Origin of the sequence: Streptomyces sp. ID05-39B, from assembly GCF_033794725.1 — a bacterium.
Classification (GTDB): domain Bacteria; phylum Actinomycetota; class Actinomycetes; order Streptomycetales; family Streptomycetaceae; genus Streptomyces; species Streptomyces bobili.
Map to the genome: position 1 here is coordinate 44,545 of NZ_JARGEF010000001.1, position 18,560 is coordinate 63,104.

Below are 18,560 nucleotides of genomic sequence, written 5' to 3' on the forward strand. Positions count from 1 at the left end.
GGGGCACCTTCTCAGAGCTGGGACGGGGTGGGTACGGCGAGCAGACCGATGGCACCGAGGTGCGCGCTGTGGCGTCGGAAGACGCGACGCATGTGGCGCACCCGGCGCAGGGCGACCGGGTCCCGCAATATCCGCCCGACGATGCGCAGGGCGGGAACCAGCCCTTCGTCGGCGACGAGTCGTCGGGGTTCGAGCAGGGCCATCGGCGCGGTCCTGTGGGCGGTGACGGTGAAGCCCTCGTCGGCGAGGAGTTCACTCCAGCCCGTCGGGGTCAGCGGACGGGCGCCGACGTGGATGGCGTCCTGCAGGTCCGCGGCTATACGGTCGGCGAGGGCCGGATCGAGGTCGTCGGGCAGCAGGCACAGCTCGTGGACGGCGTACCGGCCGGCGGAACCGTCGAGGAGGCGGCGCGCTTCCCGCACCACGCGCCGCTTCGCGGCGGAGGGCTGCATGGTCAGCATCGCCTCGCCGTACACGACGGTGGCGTCGCCGTCCGGCAGCCCGGTGTCCGCTGCGTCCGAACGGATGGCGCGCACCGGGGTGGGGCCGACGGCGCCAAGGACGCTCAGCGCGGCCACGGCGGCGGCGTCGCGGTCGACGGCGGTGTAGGCGGCCGGGCGGCGGGCGAGGGTCAGCCGGGCGGTGGCCCCGAGACCGGCGGCCAGCTCCACCACCCGGTCCCGCGGGCCGAGGTCCAGGGCGTCCAGCATCCAGCGGGTCAGCTCCGCACCGCCGGGACGCAGCACCCGCTTGCCCAGGCGGGCCAGCAGCCAGTGACCGGGCATGCGGCCGGCGTCCAGTCCGTCACCGGGGAGGGACGTGTTCGCCCATCGGGCCGAATGGTTCGTAGATGCCATCGTCAAGCCTCACTTTCTGCCTGCATCAGTCCTACTTAGGCGAACCTAACTTGAATGGGGGCCGGGATGCGGGGGCCGAACGTCCCGATCGCGGGGACCAGTGGGCCCGTCACAGCAGGCTGCTCCAGTACGGCCAGAAGCGGGTGAGGACGAGGAGCACGATCACTCCGTACCAGGCGCCGAGCAGCATCCAGTGCGTGTCCCGGAGGAGGAGCAGCAGGCCTCGGGGCGCGGGGAGGAGACCCCGTTCCAGGCAGTGCAGGGCGGCGTACCAGAACAGGGTGATGGTCATGGCCCAGACGGCGGCGCAGTAGGGGCAGAGCTTGTCGAGCGTGTACAGCGACTGGCCGATCAACCAGTGCACGAACACCACCCCCACCAGTGCGCCGGCCGTCAGCGAGAGCCACAACCGACGGTGCAGGCGAGCTCCGGTGAGGACGGCGACGCCCAGGGCGGTAACGGCCGCGAAGGCGCCCAGCCCCAGCAGCATGTTGGGGAAGCCGAACAGGCTGCCCTGCGGGCTGGACATGACACTTCCGCAGCTCACCACGGGGCTGACGTCGCAGGGCGGTCGGTAGGACGGGTCGCGGAGCATCCGCCAGTCGTCCACGGTGAGCTGGAACGAGGCGAGCCAGCCGACGGTCCCGGTGAGGACCATCACCCATCCCGTCCGGCGGCTCCCGCCCACCGTGGACGGGAGCCGCGTGGTCGGGAGGTCCGGAGCGAGGGGGAGTTCGTGACTCATGCCGCTCGCCGGGAGGCCGAGGCCGGCGCCGGCGCGGTTCGCCGCCGGTAGACCAGGTAGGGGCGGACCAGGTATCCCACCGGCGCGCTCCACACATGGACGAGCCGGGTGAACGGCCAGGCCGCGAAGAGCAGGAACGCGGTCAGGGCGTGCAGTTGGAACAGCAGCGGGGCCCCGGCGATCGCTTCCGGCTCCGGCTGGAGGACGAACAGGCCGCGGAACCACACGGAGACGGTGGAGCGGTAGTCGTAGCCGGCGCCGAAGACGTTGTGGGCGGCCGTGGCCGTGATGCCGAGCACCACGGTGGCCGACAGGAGCGGGAAGAGGAGCTTGTCGCTGCGGTCGGTGCCCAGGCGGATCTGGCGGTTGAGCAGCCGGCGGGCGCACAGCATGCCCAGTCCGGCGACCATGGTGACGCCGGCCACCGACCCCGCCCAGACGGCGGTGGTGTGGTAGGCGTGCTCGGTGATGCCGACGGCCTCGGTCCACGAGTCGGGAACGGCGAGGCCCGCCACATGCCCGGCGATCACCATGAAGGCGCCCAGGTGGAACAGCGGGCTGCCCCAGCGCAGCCAGCGGTGTTCGAGGAGTTGGCTGGTGTGCGTGGTCCAGCCGAACTGGTCCTGGCGGTAGCGCCAGATGTGCCCGACCACGAACACGGCGAGGCAGATGTACGGGATGGCGACCCACAGCAGGAGGTCGGTGCCGCTCACCGGGGCGGCGGCCGACGGGGAGAGGACGGCGGCGTTCATCGGGTACCTTCCGTACGGCTGGTGGTCGGATGGGCGGACGGCACTCGGGTCGGCGGAGCGGGCACCGGCGGCACGAACGTGCCCGGAGGGGCGAACTCCCCCTCTCCGTACGTCCCGTAGGGATCGAGGCCGACCTCCTCGTTCGGCGGGCCCTCGGCGACGAGCTGGGCCACGGCCGCGCGGTCCGCCTCGGTGGGCGCAGGCAGCAGGGTGAGCAGCGCGGCGAGGACGTGCCGGTACGGAGAGTCGGCGTCCGTCAACGCCCGGTGGATCAGCTCGAGACCGCGCCGGTGCAGGCGCAGCGGGGCCTCGCCCCCACCCGGGCCCGCCAGGGCGGCGAACTCCAGCACGACCGGCAGGTGGTCGGGCAGTTCACCCCCGTCGATGTCCCAGCCCGCAGTCTTGTAACGCTGGTTCAGGGTGAGCAGGGCCATGCCCCGGCGGCGGGTGTCGCCGTGCAGGTAGTAGGTGAGGTAGAGGCTGCTCTTGCGGCGCAGGTCGAACATCTCGACGTAGTGGCGTTCCAGCGCCTCCGGTTCCTGGTCGGTGAACCAGGAGGTGAAGGCGGCCAGGTCCTCGGCGGCCGACGAGGGCGGCAGCGCTTCGACCGTGGCCGTCAGCACCGGCCGGGCCGCCGCGAGTTCGGCGTCCGGGTACTGCAGCAGCAGCGAGCACAGCCGCAGCAGCAGGGTGCGTGCCTCGGCCTCCTCGGGCGTGAGCCGGGTCGGGCGGCGGACGGCCGCCCGGACGCGGGTGCGCAGGAGGGCGGGAATGGTTGTGGGCAGCGGGCTCACGACTGGCCTCCGGCGGTCTTGCGGCGCAGGGTGGGGATGCCGAGCATCACGCGTCGGCCGCCGGCGTCCGCCGGGTCGTCGGACGATTCGACGGGGCAGCGGTTCTCCATCGCGGTGAGCGCGGCGGCGTCCTCCTTGTGCGCGGCGGGGACGACGTAGCGGTCCTGGTACTTGGCGACGGCGAGGAGCCGGTGCAGGTCCTGCGCCTCGCGCGGGGTGAGGCCGACGGCCTTCAGCGCCGCCTCGTCGCCGTCCTCGCCGAGGGTGCGTTCACGCATGTACGAGCGCAGGGCGGTGAGTTTCATCAGCACCCCGGCGACGACGTCGGCGTCTCCTGCGGTGAACAGCTCCGCCAGGTATTCCAGCGGGATGCGCAGTCGGGTGACGGCGGCGAAGACGTGGTCGGGGTCGTCCTGATTCCCGCCGGCCGCGTCGACGGCGTCGAGGACGGGGGACAGCGGGGGTACGTACCAGACCATGGGCATGGTGCGGTACTCCGGGTGGAGCGGCAGTGCGACCTTGTACCGCATGACCAGGTCGTACACCGGGGAGCGGCGGGCCGCCTCCAGCCAGTCCTCGGGGATGCCGGACTCCCGTGCCGCCGCGATGACGTCAGGGTCGTGCGGGTCGAGGAAGACGCCGCGCTGGGCGTCCAGGAGGTCCTTCTCGTCCGGAGTCGCGGCGGCCTCGCCGACGCGGTCGGCGTCGTAGAGGAGCAGTCCGAGGTAGCGCAGGCGTCCGACGCAGGTCTCGGAGCAGACGGTGGGCTGGCCGGCTTCGATGCGCGGGAAGCAGAAGGTGCACTTCTCGGCCTTGCCGGTGGCGTGGTTGACGTAGACCTTCTTGTACGGGCACGCCGTCACGCACATCCGCCAGCCCCGGCAGCGGTCCTGGTCGACCAGGACGATGCCGTCCTCGACCCGCTTGTACATTGCGCCGGAGGGGCAGGCGGAGACGCAGGCGGGGTTGAGGCAGTGCTCGCACAGGCGGGGGAGGTGGAAGAGGAAGGTCTGCTCGAACTCGAACTTCACCTTCTGAGCCCACTCACCGCTGAGGTTCGGGTCGGCGCCGGCGTTCTCGGGTGCGCCGCCGAGGCCGTCCTCCCAGTTGGCGCCCCAGGTGATGGCGGTGGGCTTGCCGGTGAGGACCGATCGCGGGCGGGCGACGGGGATGTCCTTCTGGGCGGGTGCGCTGACCAGGTTGTCGTAGTCGTAGGTGACCGGCTCGTAGTAGTCCTCGATGGACGGCAGGTCCGGGTTGGAGAAGAGGGACAGCAGGCGCTTGATCCGGCCGCCGGAGCGCAGGACGAGGCGCCCGCGCTTGTCGAGCATCCAGCCGCCCTTCCACTGCTCCTGGTCCTCGTAGCGGCGTGGGTAGCCGACGCCGGGCTTGGTCTCGACGTTGTTGAACCAGGCGTACTCGACACCGGTGCGGTTGGTCCACGTCTGCTTGCAGGTGACCGAGCAGGTGTGGCAGCCGATGCACTTGTCGAGGTTCATCACCATGGCGATCTGGGCCATCACTCGCATGTCAGTACTCCACTTGCTGGCTGCGGCGGCGGATGACGGTGACCTCGTCGCGCTGGTTGCCGGTCGGGCCGTAGTAGTTGAAGGCGTAGGTGAACTGGGCGTAGCCGCCCGCGAGGTGAGTGGGCTTGAGCAGGAGCCTGGTGAGGGAGTTGTGGATGCCGCCGCGTTTGCCGCTGACCTCGGTCTTCGGGACGTTCACGTTGCGGTCCTGGGCGTGGTACATGTACACGGTTCCCTCGGGCATGCGGTGGGTGACCACGGCCCGGGCGGCGACGACGCCGTTGCGGTTGTACGCCTCGATCCACTCGTTGTCCTTGACGCCGATCTTCTCGGCGTCCTCCAAGGACATCCAGATCGTGGGTCCGCCACGGGACAGGTCGAGCATGTGCTTGTTGTCCTGGTAGTTCGAGTGGATGGACCACTTCGAGTGCGGGGTCAGATAGCGGACGGTGACCTCCGCCCGGCCGTCCTCGCGCAGCTGCTCGTCGCCGTAGTGCCGGGGCGTGTTCAACGGCGGGCGGTAGACGGGAAGTTGCTCGCCGAGTTCGGCGATCCAGTCGTGCTGGACGAAGAAGTGCTGGCGGCCGGTGAGGGTGTGCCAGGGCTTCTTGTGCTCGGTGTTGATGACGAAGGGCGAATAGCGTCGGCCACCGGTCTCCGAGCCGGACCACTCGTAGGAGGTCATCACGGAGCGGGGCTGGGTGCGCGTGTCGGCGAACGTGATCCGGTCGGCCTCGCGCTCGGCGGCGAGTTCAACCAGACCCTCGCTGCCGGTCTGCCGCTCCAGTGCGCGGAAACCCTCGGTGGCCAGTCGGCCGTTGGTGGTGCCGGACAGGGCGAGGATGGCCTCGCACATGTCGGATGCGGTGGCGAGGGAGGGCCGTCCGGCGGCGATGCCGTCCCTGACGGTGCCGTTGCGGTGCCTGAGTTCGTCGATCTCCTGGTTCGGGTGCACGGTGACGCCCTTGGTGGTGGTGCCCAGCGTGTCGAGCAGCGGGCCGACGGCGCGCATCTTCTGCGCGATCGCGGCGTAGTCCCGTTCGATGACGACCAGCTTCGGCATGGTCCGCCCGGGAACCGGTTCGCACTCGCCGGCCTTCCAGTCCCGCACCACCCCGCCCGGCTGGGCGAGTTCGTCCGGGGTGTCGTGCAGGAGCGGCACCGCGAGGACATCGGTGCGGGTGCCGAGGTGCTCGGCGGCCAGCTCGCTGAACTTGTCGGCCATCGTCAGGAACATGTCGTAGTCGGTGCGGGTCTGCCAGGGCGGGGCGATGGCCGGGGTGAAGGCGTGCACGAAGGGGTGCATGTCGGTGGATGACAGGTCGTCCTTCTCGTACCAGGTGGCGGCCGGCAGGACGACGTCGGAGAGCAGGCTGGTGGAGGTCATGCGGAAGTCCATGGTGACGAGCAGGTCGAGCTTGCCCTCGGGCGCCTCCTCCCGCCACACCACCTCCTTCGGACGGCCCTCGGGCGGGGTCTCCTCGGAGCGGACCGCCGCGTCGGTGCCCAGCAGATGGCGCAGGAAGTACTCGTTGCCCTTGCCGGAGGAGCCGAGCAGGTTGGCCCGCCACACGGTCAGCACACGCGGGAAGTTGGCCGGGTCGTCCGGGTCCTCGACGGCGAACCGCAGCCGCCCGGACTTCAGCTCGTCCACGATGTGCTCGGCGACCGGCCGGCCCGCGGCGGCCGCCTCGTCGGTCAGATCGAGGGGGTTGCGGTTGAAACCGGGGTGACCGGGAGTCCAGCCCAGCCGCACGGCCTGCGCGAGTGTGTCCGCGAACCCCTTGCCCTTGAACCGGCCCTTCCCGAGCGGGGAAGCGAGCTCGTCCGGTCCGAACGCCTCGTAGCGCCACTGGTCGGAGTTCAGATACCAGTACGAGGTGCCCGCCATGTGCCGGGTGGGCCGCTGCCAGTCGAAGGCGAACGACAGGTGCTGCTGCCCGGTGACCGGGCGGACCTTCTCCTGGCCGACGTAGTGCGCCCAGCCGCCGCCGTTGACCCCCTGGCAGCCGGTCATCGTGATCAGTGCCAGGAAGGCGCGGTAGATGGTGTCGGAGTGGAACCAGTGGTTGGTGCCGGCACCCAGCGCGATCATGGACCGGCCGTTGGTGCGCTCGGCGTTGCGTGCGAACTCCCGGCCGATGCGGGCCGCCTGCTCCGCCGGTACCGAGGTGATCGTCTCCTGCCAGGCCGGGGTGTACGGCTCGGAGGCGTCCTCGTACGAGGTGGGCCAGCTGCCCGGCAGTCCGGGGCGTGCGACGCCGTACTGGGCCAGCATCAGGTCGAAGACCGTGGTGACGAGCCGGCCGCCGATCCGGCGCACCGGCACCCCGCGCACCATGACCGAGCCGCCTTCCGTGGCGCCCTCGTCGAAGCGGGGCAGTGCGACCGCGGCCGTCTCCTCGGCCCGCTCCAGCAGGCTCAGTTCGGGTACGACATCGCCCAGGTCCAGGTTCCAGCGGCCTCGCCCGGCTTCCCCCCACCGGAAGCCGAGCGAGCCGCCGGGGACCACGGGTTCGCCCGTGGCCCCGTCCAGGAGAACCGTCTTGGACTCGGCGTGCTCCGTGTCGTGTCCGAGGTCGGCGGCGGTCAGGAACCCGTCCGGGACGAGACCGCGCTCGTGCTCGCGCAGGGTCACCAGGAACGGGGCGTCGGTGAACTTGCGCAGGTAGTCCTGGAAGTACGGCACCTCGCGGTCGACGAGGAACTCGCGCAGGATCACGTGGCCCATGGCCATCGCCAGGGCCCCGTCCGTGCCCGGGTGCGGGGCGACCCACTCGTCGGCGTGTTTGACGTTGTCGGCGTAGTCGGGGCTGACCGCGACGACCTTGGTGCCGTTGTAGCGGGTCTCGGTGAGGAAGTGCGCGTCGGGCGTGCGGGTCACGGGGATGTTGGAGCCCCACATGATCAGGTAGCCCGCGTTCCACCAGTCCGCGGACTCCGGCACGTCGGTCTGGTCGCCGAAGACCTGCGGGGAGGCGATCGGCAGGTCGGCGTACCAGTCGTAGAACGACAGCAGTGTGCCGCCGATCAGCGAGTGGAACCGCGCTCCGGCCGCGAACGACGCCATCGACATCGCAGGGATGGGCGAGAAGCCCGCGACGCGGTCGGGTCCGTACGTCTTGACGGTGTGCACCTGGGCGGCCGCGATCAGTTCGCTGACCTCGTCCCAGTCGGCGCGGACCAGACCGCCCTTGCCGCGGGCCCGCTTGTAGGCGCGGGCCTTGGCAGGGTCGGAGGTGATCTCGGCCCAGGCCGCCACCGGGTCGCCGAGCCGCTTGCGGGCCTCGCGCCACAGCTTCAGCAGCGTGCCACGCACATACGGGTAGCGGACGCGGCTGGGTGAGTAGGTGTACCAGGAGAACGACGCCCCGCGGGGGCAGCCGCGAGGCTCGTACTCGGGGCAGTCGGCGCCGATCGACGGGTAGTCGGTGGCCTGGTGCTCCCAGGTGATGATCCCGTCCTTGACGTAGACCATCCACGAACAGGAACCGGTGCAGTTCACGCCGTGCGTGGAGCGCACCACTTTGTCGTGCGCCCAGCGGTCGCGGTAGAAGCCCTCCCACTTCGCGTCGCCCGTGCCGAAGACGGCACGGCCGTCGGCGGACACCTCACGGCGGGTGAGCAGTCTGCGGGCGGCCAGCGGCCAGCCCTCCCCGGTGCCCGGCGCCTGACGCCGTGCGTTCTGATCGTTCTCCATGGCCCGAACGCTAGGTGCCGCGGACCGAGGCGCACCCGGGGCCGGCGGTCCCTGCGCGGCGACCGTCCGGCCCTATTCGGACGGTCCCGAACAGGGCCGAACGGTCCTTGCCATGGGCCCGGTCGGCCGGGGAGCGGACGGTGCCCGAGGTGCATGCTGGGCACTGATCGAACCGCGGGAGCCCTTCCGGACGACCGCATTCCGTGCCTGCCGGGCGGCTGCATCCCCCGTCCCCGGCTGCCGCAGGCGCAGCGCGTACGGATCGTGGCCCGGTTCGGTCGTGCGTCCGGCCGCCCATCGCGGCCGGACGCAACAAGCTCCTGACCGGCGCCGGCCCTCCGGAACGGCCCGAGCACCCCGCACACCCGAAGGCCCCGCACACCCGCATCGGCCGGCCGAGCCGACCGCGACCCGCTGGAGACACCCATGAGCACGCTCAACCTTGCTTCGGCCCCCGAGGACGCTGCGGCCCTCGAGGGAGCCGAGGCGCACCACGCCCGCCTGGCCGGTGAGTTGGCGGGGCGGGTGAAGATGCTGCTGACCGCCGTGGACCGGGACCCGACCGCCGCGGAGCGGATCCACGCCGGTCTCGTGGCCTTCTGCGATCGCTCGCTGCTCCCGCACGCCGCCGCCGAGGAGGCCGCACTCTATCCGGCCGCCCACGCGATGTTCGAGGCTCGCCTGCTCATCGAGAGCCTCATCGGCGAACACCGCTGTCTCACCACGCTGGTCGACACCCTGCGCACCGCACCCGGACCGGCCGACGCGGCCGCCGACGCCAGGGCTCTGCAGGTGTTGTTCGAGGAGCACGTGGCCAAGGAGAACGGGCTTGTGCTTCCCCTGCTCGCCATGACACCCGAGGTCTCCCTGACGGCGCTGCTGGCGGACATGCACCACAGGATCGCGAACGGTACGGGGGGCAGCGGTGCCCCACAGGATCAGAGCAACGAGAAAGGACACGACATGCGAGGACAGCGGACCGACGAGCCCGGCGGCTGCGGCGGGGTCTGTGGCTGCGGCGGTGCGGAGGAGGCGGCCGAGCCGGAGCTGGACGTGCGGGAGGTGCCGCACGCCCTGCGCCACGCGGCGGTCTTCGGCGCGCTCGACGCCGTGCCGGCAGGCACCGCGGTGGTCCTGATCGCCCCGCACGACCCCCTGCCGTTGCTCGCGCAGATCGAACAGCGCAACCCCGGAGTCTTCGCTGTGGAGTACCTGGAAAGTGGCCCGCAGGCTTGGCGGCTGCGGCTCAGCCACCGCTGACCGCGGTCACCCGACTTCCCGGCGGGGCACGGACGCCGCCGCCGACGGCAGCGCACCGCTGTACCCGCCGCACCCGAAGAGAGAAGGACGGACACATCATGGACGGATCACCACGCCGGGCCGGCATTCTGCTCGGGACCGTAGGGACAGCTCTGGCAGTCGCCGGACCGGTCATGCTGTGGCGTGGCCGCCGCGGCAAGAACGAGATACGCGGCGAACTGGCCGCCCAGAAGATCACCTTCCCGGACCGCGGCCTGCCCGCCGAACTCGCCCCGCATGCCGGCCGCCGTGTGGAGACCGGCCCCGAGGCGCACGCGTACGCCGAGTTCATCAAAGGCAACCTCGCCCATGCCACCGGCGGCCGCACCTATGCCGAACTCAGCGCGGAGCTGCATGCCGCAGGCGACGACGAGAAACTCGCCGACCTGCGCCAGACCGCGTTCATGGGCCAGTCCCTGCGCGCCTCGCTGATGTCCGCATACCAGGCATGGCATCTCACCACCCTGGTCACCGGCCTGGGCGTCGCCCTGGTGGCCACCGCGGACGCTCTGGCAACCCGCTCTCCGCGTCGCTCCTGAACCTGCCGCGGCGCGCACGCCCGGGATCCTTGACCCGGTCCGCCGGTGCATGCGCGGGCAGCGCGCCACGGCACTCTCCCGCACGCCGTCGACCGTCGCACCGCAGCCGGGCACGGTGGTCGAGACGCGGTCTCCGACATCGTTGTCCCGTGGCCGGGCGGGCGCTGCCGCTTCCGGAGGGGGTATCCCGTGGCCGGTCCGCGCCGCCGCGGCGCTGCGCGGACCGGCCGCAGCGGCCTCGGAACCCATCATCAGGTCGGCGGCACGCGTGACCTCGCCGTCGTCGTCCCGCCGACAGACGCACACCTGCGCCGCGGTCGGCCCCGACCCACCCGTCCCGACGGCCCGACCGGCCCTTCTCAGGCCCACCGGAGAGGGACTGTCGGCCCTATGGGCATGGACCATCGGCCGCCGCGCCGACCACTTCCGCCCGTGCATGCTGACGGCGACCGATCCGGAGGTAGAACCCGTGCACGACCATGTCGACCCCCCTCGAGGCCGAGCCCGCCGCCGTTGTCCGCGGTGGGTGCCGCGCACGGTCCGGTCCGGTCATCGTCCGGCCGCCCGCCTCGTCTGCCCTGACTCCAGGGCGGTCGGACACAGCCTCGGTGTGTGGGGCAGGTCCGTGCGATGACTCACGCCACCCATGCCGCCCACGCCATCCGCCGCCAACGGCACGACGCGGGGGAGCGGCCCTTCATCGTCATCTGGGAGTCCACTCGGGCCTGCCCACTGGCCTGTCTGCACTGCCGCGCCGAGGCCGTCCCCGACCGGGATCCGCGCGAACTGGACACCGCCGCCGCCAAGGACCTGCTGGACCAGGTGGCCGCCTTCGGGCAGCCCGCCCCACTGTTCGTGATCACCGGCGGCGACCCCTTCCAGCGCCCGGATCTGAACGAACTCGTCGCTCACGGCCGTGAGATCGGCGTCCGGGTGGCGGTGTCCCCGTCCGGTACCCCGACGCTCACCGCGGAGAGGCTGCGGAAGCTGTACGAGGCCGGCGCGGTCGGCCTCTCACTGAGCCTGGACGGCTCCACCGCGGACCTCCACGACACCTTTCGCGGGGTCCCCGGAGTGTTCCGCTGGACCCTGGACGCCTGGGACACCGCTCGGGCTCTCGGCATGAAGGTACAGATCAACACCACGGTCGCCCGCCACAACCTGCACGACCTCCCCGACATCGTCCGCCTCGTCGCCGAGCACGGGGCGATGCTGTGGAGCGCCTTCTTCCTGGTCCCCACCGGCCGTGGCCGCGGCCTCGGCGCACTCACTCCGGGTGAGGTGGAGGACCTCATCAACTTCGTCTACGACGTCGGTCTGACCGTTCCGGCCAAGACCACCGAGGCCCACCACTTCCGCCGCGTGGTCCTGCAACGCCAGGTGCTGGCCGCCGCCGGCGACGACCACGTGACGGTGCTCGGACTCGGCGCGCTCTACCGGGAGTTGAGCGACCGGGCCGCCGAGCTGGGCCTGGCCGCCGGAACGCGCCGGGTACGGCGCCCGCCGCTCGACGTCAACGCGGGCCGAGGCTTCGTGTTCGTCTCCCACACCGGCACCGTGCACCCCAGCGGATTCCTGCCGCTGGGCGCCGGAAGCGTCCGCACGACACCGCTGACGGAGATCTACCGCACCTCTGAGCTGTTCACCGGCCTGCGAGACCCCGACCGGTTGGGCGGCCGGTGCGGCGCCTGCGAGTTCCGCCGGGTCTGCGGCGGCTCCCGATCCAGGGCTTACGGCGTCACCGGCGACCCGTACGCCGAGGAGCCCTGGTGCGGCTACCTCCCCGGTTCCTTCCCCCGCCCGCGGGAACTGGCCGCGCTGCTGTCCGCAGCCGACGCGGAGAGCGGGCAGCGCCGAACTGCTACGGGCGGCGACGCTCCACGGCAGGGCGGCGGTACGGGTCGTCCGGCCGAGTATCGCGGCCCGGATCCGGCCGAGTACGGCGACACGGGTCCGACCCGGTATCGAGGAGAGGCATGACCGGCATCACCCGCGGGCCCTCCCCGGCCGGCGACGCGAGCGGACCCGGCAGGTACCCGAACAGGTTCCGGGCGTCCGGCGTGAAGGCCCGGCACCTGCGCGCCCACGTCCTGGTCGTGGCGTGGCTCGGCCTGGCCCTGGCGGCGGTCGCCGCGCAGGAGTCGCTGCCGGTGGCCCGCTGGCTGGCCGTGCACATGTTCCTGCTCGGTGCCGTCACCACCGCCATCCTCGTCTGGAGCGAGCACTTCGCCGTCGCCCTGCTGCACGCCGAGGTCCCCGACGAGCGCTGGAGCACCGCCCGGCTGGCCACGGCCAACCTCTCCGTGGCCGGACTGCTCCTCGGGGTGTGGACCGCCCGGCCGCTCCTGACCGCCGTCGCCGCCGTGGCACTGGTCGCGGCCGCCATCGCGCACCTGCTCATGCTGGTCCGCCTCGGCCGGGGCGCGCTCGGCGGACGGCTCAAGCCGATCGTCTCCTACTACCGGGCCGCCACGGCCGCCCTGATCGCGGGTGCCGTCCTCGGCGCGCTGCTGGCCACCGGCGGTGCCGGCGGGCCCGACCGGTACGCGGGCCTGCGCCTGGCGCATCTGCACGTCACGTTGCTCGGCTGGATCGGCCTGCCCGTCCTCGGCACGATGTTCATGCTGTGGCCCACCGTGCTGGGCGTACGGATGAAGGACCGCACCACGAAGGTGTCGCGGTGGGTGCTGTGGCTCGCCGCCGGGGGACTGGTCGTGGCGGTGACGGCCCTGGCACTCGGCCTGCGCCGGCCGGCCGTGGCGGGCCTCGCCCTCTACCTGGGGGGCGCTGTCCTCGCCGCCGACCTGCTCGTGCGGACCGTGCGCCACCGCCGCCCCGTCTCCGCGGCGGCGGCCTGGATGCTCGCCGCGGCCACCTGCTGGCTGACGCTCGCGGTGGCGGCGGACCTCGCCTGGCTGGCCACCCGGCCGTTCGCCGCGGCGCAGACCGGTATCGACGCCCTGCTCCCCGTCCTGCTCGTCGGCTTCGTCGCCCAGATCCTGATCGGTGCGCTCACCTACCTGCTGCCCGTCGTTCTGAGCAGCGGTCCGCGGGACCGTGCGGCCGTACGGTCCCTGCTGGAACGGGGATGGCTGCCGAGGATGGTGGCGCTCAACACCGGTGTCGCGGTGGCGGCCCTTCCGCTGCCGGGCCCGGCCGTGACGGCAGGCCTGCTGCTGGCCGCGCTGTCCGGCGCGGCGTTCCTCGCCATGGTGGTGCCCGTACTCGTCCGTGGCGGCGGACACCTGTCGTCGGACGCGAGCGGTGCGTCGCGGCGGCCCGCCCTGTGGGGCACCGCGGCGGGCGCCGTACTCACCGTGCTGGCCGTGCTGGTGGCCAACGGCGGCGGAGACCCGGCCGGAGGGACGAGCGCGGCCGGGACGGCGGGGGCGGGGACCGGAACCACCCGCACGGTCGCCGTCACCATGGCGGACATGCGCATCCGGCCGGCCCGGATCGAGGTCCCGGCAGGCACCCGACTGCGGCTGAAGGTCACCAACACCGACGCCCAGCGCCACGACCTCAAGGTCGAGGACGGTCCTGCCACCCCGATGCTCGCCCGAGGCGACAGCCGTGTACTCGATCTCGGGCCGGTCACCGAGGACGGCCGGGCCTGGTGCACCCTGCCGGGACACCGGGCGGCGGGGATGACGATGGACATCGTCGTGAAGGACGACTCGGCGACCGCCGGTGGCGGCCACGAGGGACACACGTCGGCCGCCGCCGGCGACGGCGCCCTGGACCTCTCGGCCGACTACTCGGCGCACTGGCGACCACGCGACGCGGTCCTGGCGCCCGTGCCCGGCGGAACGGTTCACAAGGTCGAACTGCACGCCGCCCACACCACGGTCGAAGTGGCACCGGGCGTCAGGCAGCAGATGTGGACCTTCGGAGGAACCGCCCCGGGTCCCACCCTGCACGGCAAGGTCGGCGACGTCTTCGAAGTCACCCTCGTCAACGACGACGCGGGCATGGGACACGGCATCGACTTCCACGCCGGTTCCCTCGCCCCCGACCGGCCGATGCGCACGATCCAGTCCGGCGAGCGCCTGGTCTACCGCTTCCGCGCCGAGCGGGCCGGAGCCTGGCTCTACCACTGCAGCACTGCACCGATGCTCCAGCACATGGGCAACGGAATGTACGGCGCCGTCATCGTCGACCCGCCCGATCTCGCGAAGGCGGACCACGAATACGTGCTGGTCTCCTCCGCGTTGTACCTCGGCACGCCCGGCAGCAGCGCTCAAGTGGCCAAGATGCGGCAGAACACGCCGGACGCCTGGGTGTTCAACGGAATGGCCGGCCAGTACGCCCAGCGGCCCCTGAAGCTGAAGGCCGGCGAGCGAGCCCGCTTCTGGCTGGTCGCCGCCGGACCCAGTGACGGCATCGCCTTCCACATCGTCGGCACCGTGTTCGACACCGTGTACAAGGAGGGCGCCTACCTGCTGCGGCCGGGCCAGGCGGGCGGCGCGCAGGTGCTGGACCTGGCCGTGGCGCAGGGCGGCTTCGTCGAGACGACGTTCCCCGAGGCAGGCCATTACCCCTTCGTCGACCACGACATGCGCCATGCCGAAGCCGGGGCCCACGGAATGGTGGAGGTGAGCGGCTAGTGGACACCGTCGGCCTGTGGTCCCTGGTGCGGTTCGCGCACGTGGCCGGCGCCGCCCTGTGGGTCGGCGGCCAACTGGCCCTGTCCCTGGTGATCCTGCCGCTGGCCCGCCACCTGCTCACCCCGGAGGCCAAGGACGCCTTCACGGCGGCCGCGGGCCGCCGCTTCGGGCTGCTGACCGGGGCCCTGTTCCTGCCCGTGCAACTGGCCACCGGCTGGGCCATGGCCTGGCACAGGGGGGTCACCTGGGCCTCCCTCGCGGAGCCCGGCTACGGCCGCACCCTGGCGACCAAGCTGGCCCTCTTCGTCGTGGTCATGCTCGCCGCGGCGGCTCACGGCACAGCCCACTCCAGGGGCCGCCCCGACCTGGCCCGTGGTCTTGCGGTCGTGTCCCTCGTCGGCTCCCTCGGCGTCGTCCTGCTGGCCACGGCCCTGCCCGTCACCTGACCGGCGGCCACCTGGCACGGTCCCCGGAACGGGGCCGTACGGCCCACCGGAGGAGGCCGGTCAACCCTCTTCCAGAAGGGCGCCGCGACGCAGAGTTGACGGGACGCGAAAACTTGGCGAAAGGATCCGTGATGCAGTCCAGGGAAGTCGACGCCACAGCTGTTGAGGTCCTGCTGGCCGCGGCGGTGGCCGCGCCCTCGATCCACAACACCCAGCCCTGGCGGTTCGGTCTGGACCCGGAGAGCCGGTCGATCGAGGTCCGTCTGGACCGGCGGAGACGACTGTCGGTGGCCGACCCGGATCTGCGCGCCCAGCACCTGTCGGTGGGGGCTGCCGTCCTCAACCTTCGGGTGGCCGCCGCCCACCTGGGCTGGGATCCCCATGTCCGGTTGCTTCCCACGGCGGACGATCCCGACCTGCTGGTCAGGGTGCAGCTGGCGGGGCGCCGTGCCGACACGCCGCTTCCCCTCCACGATCTGTACGACGCGGTCGCTCGGCGCCACACGAGCCGGATGCCGTTCACCGGGCGCCCGGTGCCGGATGCGATCGTGACCGACATGATCGGCTCCGCCCGCGCCGAGGGCGCTCACCTGGAGGTGCCCGACATTGCGGGAACCCGGCGCCTGCTGCGCCTGACCCAGGCCGCTGAGATGCGCAACGCCGCCCACCGGGATGGCCTGGCCGAGGCGCGCAGGTGGGTGACCGCTCCGCGAACGGACGCTTCCTACGGCATTCCGACAACGGCGCTGGGGCCGCGGGACGCCTCCGGTCGGATGCCGGTGCGGGACTTCGCCGGAGCGGTGCCCACGCCGTGGCTGCCCGTCGCGCGTTTCGAGCGTCACGCCCAGGTGGCGTTGCTGTGGACGTCCCGGGACCGGCGGGAGGACTGGGTGCGGGCGGGCCAGGCACTGCAACGGGTGCTGCTCACGGCGACCCGGCACGGGCTGCGCACATCGATGTTGCACCAGGCGATGGAGTGGCCGGACCTGCGGGCGGCGATGGCCGGCCCCAGTCGGCATTGCTGCCCGCAGCTGATGATCCGCTTCGGGTACGGCCCCGAGGGCGGCCGGACACCCCGTGCGGGCGCGGACCGTGTACTCGACGCCGTCGCGCCGAACCCGGCCGGAGCCTTCTGATCCGAGCACTTCTCGCGAGACGTCCGTGGAGGGCCGGCCCGACGGAGTACCGCCGGCCCGGCCCTCCGCGCGTGACGGGCCCCGGGCCCGTCGAGCCGCAGCGGGCCGGTACTCACCGGGTTGCGCGCGTTCCCCTGAGCTCCCGGCCGGTGATCAACCCGGAGTCGATGCGGATGAACACCGCGTCGTCAACGGGCATCCAGGAGATGGGTCCGGACTCCGACAGCCGCCGGTGCTCGGCGGGATCGGTCACCACCGTGGCCCGTCCGGTGACGACGACGCTCCAGCCGGACTGGGTCGCCGCGTCGAACTCGTCGGCCTCGAAGGCGACCACGACGCCGTCGATGGCGCGGATGAGGTCGGAGTCCCGTGAGGTCCGCAGAAGCACCGAGTTGTCGGTGTCCAGGGAGAAGTTGATGGGGAGGACCGCGGGGAGTGCCTGCCGTGTGTAGACCACGCGGCCGACCGGCACCTTGCTGAGCAGGCGTAGGCACTCCTGCCGGTCGAGTGCGCGAAAGGCGTCGTTCTGGGACATCAGTCCATCGTCCCCGTGGTTGCTGCGAGGGGGTAGGGCCGACCGGCCCTTTCACCTCTCTGCCTGGGCACGCCGAGCCGAGCGGTTGTTTCATGGGAGCCGTAGGAGCAGGCCGGTGGGAGGAAGCCGGGCGGGGGACGGTCGGCCCGAACGTGAGGGCCGTCCGTCCGTCGGTGGGGACCCTTGGGCCCATGCCTGCGGCGGGTCCCGGTGCGGACAGTGGTCGAGGGATGTCGTTTCCCAGGCAAGAGGCCTGCGGCGCGTATGCGATCCCGGTGGTGCCGTACCACCATGGAAAAGGGAAGGGACGGACAACATGGTCCAGCCGTCGAAGTCGAAGAGCGGCAGCTCAGTGCAGGGATCGCCGGTGTCACGCCGGGCGTGGCTGATGCTGGCTCTGTCCACCGTGGGTTTCGCGGTGAACTTCTGGGCCTGGGCGCTGCTCAGCCCTCTCGGCCCGCGGTTCAAGGACGGCCTCGACCTGTCGTCCTTCGAGCAGTCGTTGCTGGTGGCGGTACCGGTCGTGGTGGGATCGCTGGGCCGTATCCCGGTCGGCGCCCTGACTGACCGGTTCGGCGGACGGGTCATGTTCCCGATCGTGTCGGCGGCCACCATCGTGCCTGTGCTCTACCTCGGCCTGGCCGGTCACTCCTCCCTCCCGGCCCTCCTGGCCGGCGGGTTCTTCCTCGGCATCGGTGGCACCGCCTTCGCCGTGGGCGTGCCGTTCGTCAGCGCATGGTTCCCGCCCGAGCGGCGCGGTCTCGCCATCGGAGTCTTCGGCGCGGGTATGGGCGGCACCGCCATCAGCGCTCTGACCACCGTGAAGCTGGTCGACGCGAACAGCATGTCCACCCCGTTCCTGATCACAGCCGCGGTACTGGGCGTCTACGCCGTGACCGCCGCGCTGCTGCTGCGTGACGCACCCGGCCGCGCCGTGCCGACCGAGCCGCTGGCCCGCAGGCTGGCCGTCACCGCCCGACTGCCCATCACCTGGCAGGCGTCCGCGCTGTACGCGGTCGGGTTCGGCGGCTACGTCGCCTTCTCCGTCTATCTGCCCACCTACCTCAAGACCGGCTACGGGCTCACCCAGGCCGACGCCGCGAACCGGATGGCCGGGTTCGTGCTGCTGGCGGTGGCGATGCGTCCCGTCGGCGGCTGGTTGTCGGACCGCATGGGCCCGATCAGAATCCTCGCGGGTTCGCTGGCCGTGGTCGTGGCCGGCGCGGTGACTCAGTCCTTCACCCCGGCGCTCGCACCGGTCGGCACCATCGCCTTCCTGGCCATGGCCGCCGCACTGGGCGCGGCCAGCGGCGCCACCTTCGCCCTGGTTGCCCTTCTCACCCCGGCCGGGCAGGTCGGCTCGGTCACCGGTGTGGTCGGCGCCGCGGGCGGCCTGGGTGGCTTCCTGCCGCCGCTGGTGATGGGTTCGCTGTACGGCGCGTACGGGACGTACGCCGCCGGGCTCGCCCTTCTCGCCGTCGTGGCCGCCGCAGCGCTGGCCTACACCCTCACCGGCGTCCGCGCGGCCGCCGGGGGCGGCGACCGCAAGCGGCTCAGCGAGGCGCGCCCGGATCACCGCCCGGCCGGCACCACCGCCTGAGGGCGGACGGACCGAAGCCGA

Annotated in this window: 14 protein-coding genes; 7 read left to right on the forward strand and 7 right to left on the reverse strand. The window is 72.0% G+C overall.

Annotated features, from left to right (window positions below; genetic code table 11):
- Nucleotides 1-11 precede the first annotated feature (11 nt).
- From P1P75_RS00205 to P1P75_RS00230, 6 genes are all read right to left on the reverse strand, one after another.
- Nucleotides 12-857 carry a methyltransferase domain-containing protein gene (locus P1P75_RS00205; protein WP_319250682.1) on the reverse strand — a complete coding sequence of 282 codons (846 nt, stop codon included), beginning with the start codon at nt 855-857 and terminating at the stop codon, nt 12-14.
- 109 nt (nt 858-966) lie between these two features.
- Entirely contained in the window at nt 967-1,602 is a 636-nt protein-coding gene (locus P1P75_RS00210; protein WP_319250684.1) for a vitamin K epoxide reductase family protein, read from the reverse strand.
- Nucleotides 1,599-2,354: a respiratory nitrate reductase subunit gamma gene (gene narI, locus P1P75_RS00215; protein ID WP_319250686.1), complete on the reverse strand. Its 756-nt coding sequence runs from the start codon at nt 2,352-2,354 to the stop codon at nt 1,599-1,601. Before narI ends, P1P75_RS00210 begins: the two co-directional genes overlap by 4 nt.
- On the reverse strand, nt 2,351-3,148 hold the full coding sequence (narJ, locus tag P1P75_RS00220; RefSeq protein ID WP_319250688.1) for a nitrate reductase molybdenum cofactor assembly chaperone: 798 nt from the start codon (nt 3,146-3,148) through the stop codon (nt 2,351-2,353). The genes narI and narJ overlap by 4 nt, the downstream gene beginning before the upstream one ends.
- Nucleotides 3,145-4,677, reverse strand: coding sequence for a nitrate reductase subunit beta (narH, locus tag P1P75_RS00225; RefSeq protein ID WP_319250690.1), 1,533 nt, complete (start codon nt 4,675-4,677; stop codon nt 3,145-3,147). Before narH ends, narJ begins: the two co-directional genes overlap by 4 nt.
- Before the next feature lies 1 nt (nt 4,678).
- Nucleotides 4,679-8,377: a nitrate reductase subunit alpha gene (locus tag P1P75_RS00230; protein WP_319250692.1), complete on the reverse strand. Its 3,699-nt coding sequence runs from the start codon at nt 8,375-8,377 to the stop codon at nt 4,679-4,681.
- A gap of 426 nt (nt 8,378-8,803) precedes the next feature.
- Here P1P75_RS00230 and P1P75_RS00235 point away from each other — a divergent pair, with 426 nt between their 5' ends.
- The 6 genes from P1P75_RS00235 to P1P75_RS00260 all read left to right on the forward strand — a co-directional run bounded on the left by P1P75_RS00235 (nt 8,804) and on the right by P1P75_RS00260 (nt 16,404).
- On the forward strand, nt 8,804-9,637 hold the full coding sequence (locus P1P75_RS00235) for a DUF2249 domain-containing protein (RefSeq protein WP_319250694.1): 834 nt from the start codon (nt 8,804-8,806) through the stop codon (nt 9,635-9,637).
- Between the two features lie 98 nt (nt 9,638-9,735).
- On the forward strand, nt 9,736-10,215 hold the full coding sequence (locus P1P75_RS00240) for a hypothetical protein (protein WP_319250696.1): 480 nt from the start codon (nt 9,736-9,738) through the stop codon (nt 10,213-10,215).
- 630 nt (nt 10,216-10,845) lie between these two features.
- Entirely contained in the window at nt 10,846-12,195 is a 1,350-nt protein-coding gene (locus P1P75_RS00245) for a TIGR04053 family radical SAM/SPASM domain-containing protein (RefSeq protein ID WP_319250698.1), read from the forward strand.
- Nucleotides 12,192-14,822: a multicopper oxidase domain-containing protein gene (locus tag P1P75_RS00250; RefSeq protein WP_319250699.1), complete on the forward strand. Its 2,631-nt coding sequence runs from the start codon at nt 12,192-12,194 to the stop codon at nt 14,820-14,822. Before P1P75_RS00245 ends, P1P75_RS00250 begins: the two co-directional genes overlap by 4 nt.
- Complete coding sequence (locus P1P75_RS00255; RefSeq protein ID WP_319250701.1) at nt 14,822-15,268, forward strand: hypothetical protein; 447 nt, start codon at nt 14,822-14,824, stop codon at nt 15,266-15,268. The genes P1P75_RS00250 and P1P75_RS00255 overlap by 1 nt, the downstream gene beginning before the upstream one ends.
- 131 nt (nt 15,269-15,399) lie before the next feature.
- Nucleotides 15,400-16,404 carry a nitroreductase family protein gene (locus P1P75_RS00260; RefSeq protein WP_319250703.1) on the forward strand — a complete coding sequence of 335 codons (1,005 nt, stop codon included), beginning with the start codon at nt 15,400-15,402 and terminating at the stop codon, nt 16,402-16,404.
- Between the two features lie 112 nt (nt 16,405-16,516).
- On the opposite strand, the gene P1P75_RS00265 is transcribed toward P1P75_RS00260, so the two are convergent.
- The gene (locus tag P1P75_RS00265) at nt 16,517-16,939 is read right to left on the reverse strand and encodes a pyridoxamine 5'-phosphate oxidase family protein (protein ID WP_319250705.1); all 423 of its coding nucleotides are present in this window, start codon (nt 16,937-16,939) and stop codon (nt 16,517-16,519) included.
- A gap of 388 nt (nt 16,940-17,327) precedes the next feature.
- Between P1P75_RS00265 and P1P75_RS00270 the strand changes: the two genes are divergently transcribed.
- On the forward strand, nt 17,328-18,539 hold the full coding sequence (locus tag P1P75_RS00270) for an MFS transporter (RefSeq protein WP_319250869.1): 1,212 nt from the start codon (nt 17,328-17,330) through the stop codon (nt 18,537-18,539).
- Nucleotides 18,540-18,560: the final 21 nt, after the last annotated feature.